Below are 4,044 nucleotides of genomic sequence, written 5' to 3'. Positions count from 1 at the left end.
CGAGGCTTGTTGGCTTCGCCAAACCATGCCTAGGCATGGCAAAAATAAAACCTTGGACTCTGTCCAAACCTGCTGGGGAACTCTTCCCCAGACCCCCTTCTTCCAACTCCCCAACCCCTCAATCCTTGAGGGACTCCCTCGCCGGTTGGCATCCCCAAAACGGTTCGTTTTGAGGAACTGCCAAGAGGGTGAAAAATCAGCTGCACGTGTCAATTCCTTAATGCTCCTTTCATGGCTCAGCACAAACCGCTGAGTCATTTCAGTCCGCTTACCATTGACACTTACCCCTTATTTTCCTTCTCTCAAGTCGTTAAATGCTAAAAAAAATGGTAATATTTATCAATTGGAATCATATTAATCGATAATGTTGGGAGGGATTTTCAATATGAATATTATCGTTTTAAGAAGAATTTTAATTTTTTTAGTTTTAATATTACTTGGATCTAGAATATTTGATTTTGATTTGTTTATAGGAATCACTCCAAAAGTGAATGTATTTATAACAATTGTTCTCTTCATTTTAATATTGCTTTTACATAGTAAATCTAGAAAAAATGATACGTAGGAGCGTGTAATATGAAAATATTAAAAAGAATAGCTCAAATACTAGGGATTAGTGCTTTATTATTTTCCAGTGCTATTATTCCAGCCCATGCTGAAACTAATACTAAAAATCAAGATACTGTTTTTTTAGAAATTACAAAATCTGATTTAGAAGAAAAAAGTTTTTTGGCTAACGGAAAAGTGCATAATTTTTATAAAACACCTGAAGAAGCAAATGTAAGTAAAGAAGCATTTGATAAATTTAATCAAATGGTTGAGTTTATTAATACAGAAATAGATAAAGGAACTATAAATATGGGTTCAAACATTAAAGAAATTACTATACCAAATGATCCAAAATACAATTCTTCACAACATACACCAGTTAATCCTAATCTTATTAACACAGATATCAATACTGTTGATTTAAGTCTATATAACTCTTATAGCATAAGTGCAAGTAAAGCTACTCAGATTGGTAAAGCACTCGCCTATGGTATAGGTGCAGCCGGACTTGCTAGTGAGTTTGGTCTTCCACTTGTAGTAGCTTCTGCCCTAGTATATTTATATGGAGCAAATGAAGTATGTAATTGGAATAATAGAGGTTACACTGTTTATTACCTTAAAGTTTGGTTACCAGGTCTACCCCAAGCTGTATGTATACCCAAATAAAAGAAACTAATAACCCCCTCTTTGATAGAGGGGGTTATTAGTTTCTAAGTATTTTAAAAATGATTGTCCCTTGTTTTTGGGTGTGAGTGCTGGCTAGTCGTGTGGGGGCTAAACCCCACATAGCGTTGATCTATATGGAAAAAGAACGATACCTTGAACGGAAGAACTGGTGGTTCGGCTGGTATAATTGCTTATCCAAGTCGAGCAACTTAACCCCGTTTTTGGTCTGTTCGGCTTGGCGAAAGCTAAAAACCTGCCGAAAAAAGTTTTGCAAGGAGGAAGCAACGCGGACAGGGTGGAGATTTTGGAGCGTTCTTTGCTCCAAAATACTACCTGTTCCTTGCGGAACTTTTAACCCTTATATAGAGAGTGAGAAGAGAAGGACTTTAAAAAGTGTTAAAAAGGTTGATATATCAGTAGTTTTAAAGATTTTCGTGTATCCCCAAAAAGGGACACTTCCGTCCCTAAAAAGGGACACACAAAATAACAACAAAAAAAGGACTTGAAAAATCAAGTCCTAGAATAATTTATTAGGTAAATTCTTTAATATAGGCATTTTCATAGCTTTATGGAACATAACCTGTAAATGCTCTGGTACATTTTCTTTATCTCCTGCAAAAATAATATGAGGATTTACAAAAAGTGAATATGCTTTCGCATTATTACCTTCTATACCGCTTTCTGCTTTAGTTATTAAACCTTTTTTAACTAGGGAATTAACTATTTCACTTGTTTTATTTCTACCTCTACCAAGTTCTTCAGCGAGTTTTGTGATATTCATTGGAACTGGTGTTTTTTCTTTAATATCAAAAACAAGTGCATTGCTTCCAAATGAAACGTAAGGAGTGATATCTATTAAAAATATTTTTTCTTGACCTGTTAAATAATCATTTTTATTTAGATAACTCAAGTTGCCTTGCAAGATTTGAGCAAACCTCACTTTCGATTGTGGGGATTTCTTCGTACCTATGTAAATTTCTTTACCACCAGTAGCTTTACTCAAAACCTTTAATGCTTCATCTACTATTTCTTGATCTACTCCATGATGTTCTTCTTTAAAATGTTTTTGTTCAATCTCTAAATCTCTTTTTCTAGCATTTTGTTCAGCTTGTTCAAAGTTAATAATCTTTTTTGTCATCTGTTGTTGCTCCTCTCAGTTATGAGCGCCAACAAAAATACCAAATTCATAATTTTGGGGTATTACCCTAATAATAAAATTATGATAATCTATAAACAGACATTGATTTTTTAGGTATTTTTGCTGAAATACCCTTTAGAACAAGCCATGCGACCAACATGGCTTGTTTTTTATTTTATCACACATATTCTCTCAAAAGATTGTCAAACAAAGTTTCCCTGAATTTTTACTTACTTTTTTTAAATGTCTTCTAACGTTCCATTTCATACCCTCGTTTTTTACTAGCTATTTCTCTCTTATTCTCACGCTCAAATTGATTATCTACACCCTTCATATCCAGTTCATTCTTAACAAGTCCTCTAAACAACTCAAAACGCTCTCCAAGGACTTTTTTCGTGTTGTGGTATAAAACTTTTACGTTTTCCTTTAAATCTTTTATATGGGCTTTTAACGAGCTTATTTCCTTACCTAATTCTCTATTCTTCTCATGCAATTTTGTATTCTCATTAATAGCTTTAACATAACCATCGGCTAAACTATCAACTTTATCATGTAATTCTTTGTTTTCTTTAACTAAATCTGTACGCTGCAAGCGCTCATAATCTTCTTTTACAAAATTTGCATCCCTCAGGACTTTTTGCATTCTTCTCATTTCACTATCTGAAACAATCCAATTACCAGTTTCGTTGGTTACTGTTTCTGATTTAAATAAACCTGTTTTTACAACCTCTGTTTTTTTCTCTTTGCCTTTTACTTTGAGATTAAATGTTTGAGGAAGTGCTTCACTCAAATTTAGAAGCTCATTCTTTTTACTTTTCAGTTCTTTATCTACAGATTGAATCTGTTTTTCTAACTTTTGTTCGTGTTCTTTGAATTCTGCATCCAGATTATTTTTTTGTCGCTGTATTTCTCCAGAGTACTTTTTCAACTCCTTAACCGTATCAACACCAATCGTTTTATCATTTAAAATGCCTTCCTTGTAAATATGAGGAATTTCCTGTTTTAAAAATTTATCTAAATCTTGGTGAAAAGTTTTTAAATCTTTTCTTGTTAAAACTTCTTTGGCTGAAACCTTTTCACGTTCTTTCTTCTTGTCCCAAACAACAGGCATAAAGGCAAAGTGCATGTGCGGTCTTGTTTCGTCATTATGAACGTTAGCGGACAATACATTTTTTTCACCGCCATAACGATTTGTTAAAAATTCATAAGTTTTCTCAAAAAATTTACGTTGCTCCTTATCAGAAGCGTTTTTCAAGCTTTCCGGTAACGTAACGGCCCAATTTGCACAAACCTTTACATCTTTTCGATTCAAACAATGCACTTTACTTAACCGATCATTCATACGAGAAAGTGTATCTCCTTTTTTTTCACATAAATCATAATTCAAATGCGACCGTTCATTATCAATATCTTGATTCGAATGATTTTCTGTTTTTCTGTCCCAATGAATCGATAATCCTTGTACACTTCCCTTTGTATATTTTTCTACATGAGCCATGAGCAATCCCTCTCTTTGGTATACAGTGTAACACGAAGATTAAGGAGAACCCAAAATATTTGGTCTAGCACGTTATACCAAATTTCATTTGGACGTGCTCTGCGAGGCTTGTTGGCTTCGCCAAACCATGCCTAGGCATGGCAAAAATAAAACCTTGGACTCTGTCCAAACCTGCTGGGGAACTCTTCCCCAG

At 34.2% G+C, this 4,044-nt stretch carries 4 protein-coding genes; 2 read left to right on the top strand and 2 right to left on the bottom strand.

Going from position 1 to position 4,044, the window contains the following annotated elements; all coding sequences use genetic code 11:
- Nucleotides 1-385 precede the first annotated feature (385 nt).
- Nucleotides 386-565, top strand: coding sequence for a hypothetical protein (locus MR155_RS30620; protein ID WP_242312056.1), 180 nt, complete (start codon nucleotides 386-388; stop codon nucleotides 563-565).
- Between the two features lie 11 nt (nucleotides 566-576).
- Nucleotides 577-1,215, top strand: coding sequence for a hypothetical protein (locus tag MR155_RS30615; protein ID WP_242312055.1), 639 nt, complete (start codon nucleotides 577-579; stop codon nucleotides 1,213-1,215).
- Nucleotides 1,216-1,732: 517 nt separating this feature from the next.
- Here the strand turns inward: MR155_RS30615 and MR155_RS30610 are convergent.
- Together MR155_RS30610 and mobV are read right to left on the bottom strand one after the other, a co-directional pair.
- Entirely contained in the window at nucleotides 1,733-2,353 is a 621-nt protein-coding gene (locus tag MR155_RS30610; RefSeq protein WP_242312054.1) for a helix-turn-helix domain-containing protein, read from the bottom strand.
- Nucleotides 2,354-2,603: 250 nt separating this feature from the next.
- A complete protein-coding gene (gene mobV / locus MR155_RS30605) occupies nucleotides 2,604-3,851 on the bottom strand; it encodes a MobV family relaxase (protein WP_242312053.1) in 1,248 nt (415 codons plus the stop codon).
- Nucleotides 3,852-4,044: the final 193 nt, after the last annotated feature.

Origin of the sequence: Bacillus cereus group sp. BfR-BA-01331 (genome assembly GCF_022663915.1) — a bacterium.
In the GTDB taxonomy this organism is placed as follows: Bacteria; Bacillota; Bacilli; order Bacillales; family Bacillaceae_G; genus Bacillus_A; species Bacillus_A mycoides.
This window is presented reverse-complemented; position numbering and strand designations above follow the sequence as displayed.

Excerpts from the sequence above, each read along its gene's own strand:
- MR155_RS30620 (WP_242312056.1), top strand. The coding sequence starts at position 386 with ATGAATATTATCGTTTTAAGAAGAATTTTAATTTTTTTAGTTTTAATA.
- MR155_RS30615 (WP_242312055.1), top strand. The coding sequence starts at position 577 with ATGAAAATATTAAAAAGAATAGCTCAAATACTAGGGATTAGTGCTTTA.
- MR155_RS30610 (WP_242312054.1), bottom strand. The coding sequence starts at position 2,353 with ATGACAAAAAAGATTATTAACTTTGAACAAGCTGAACAAAATGCTAGA.
- mobV (WP_242312053.1), bottom strand. The coding sequence starts at position 3,851 with ATGGCTCATGTAGAAAAATATACAAAGGGAAGTGTACAAGGATTATCG.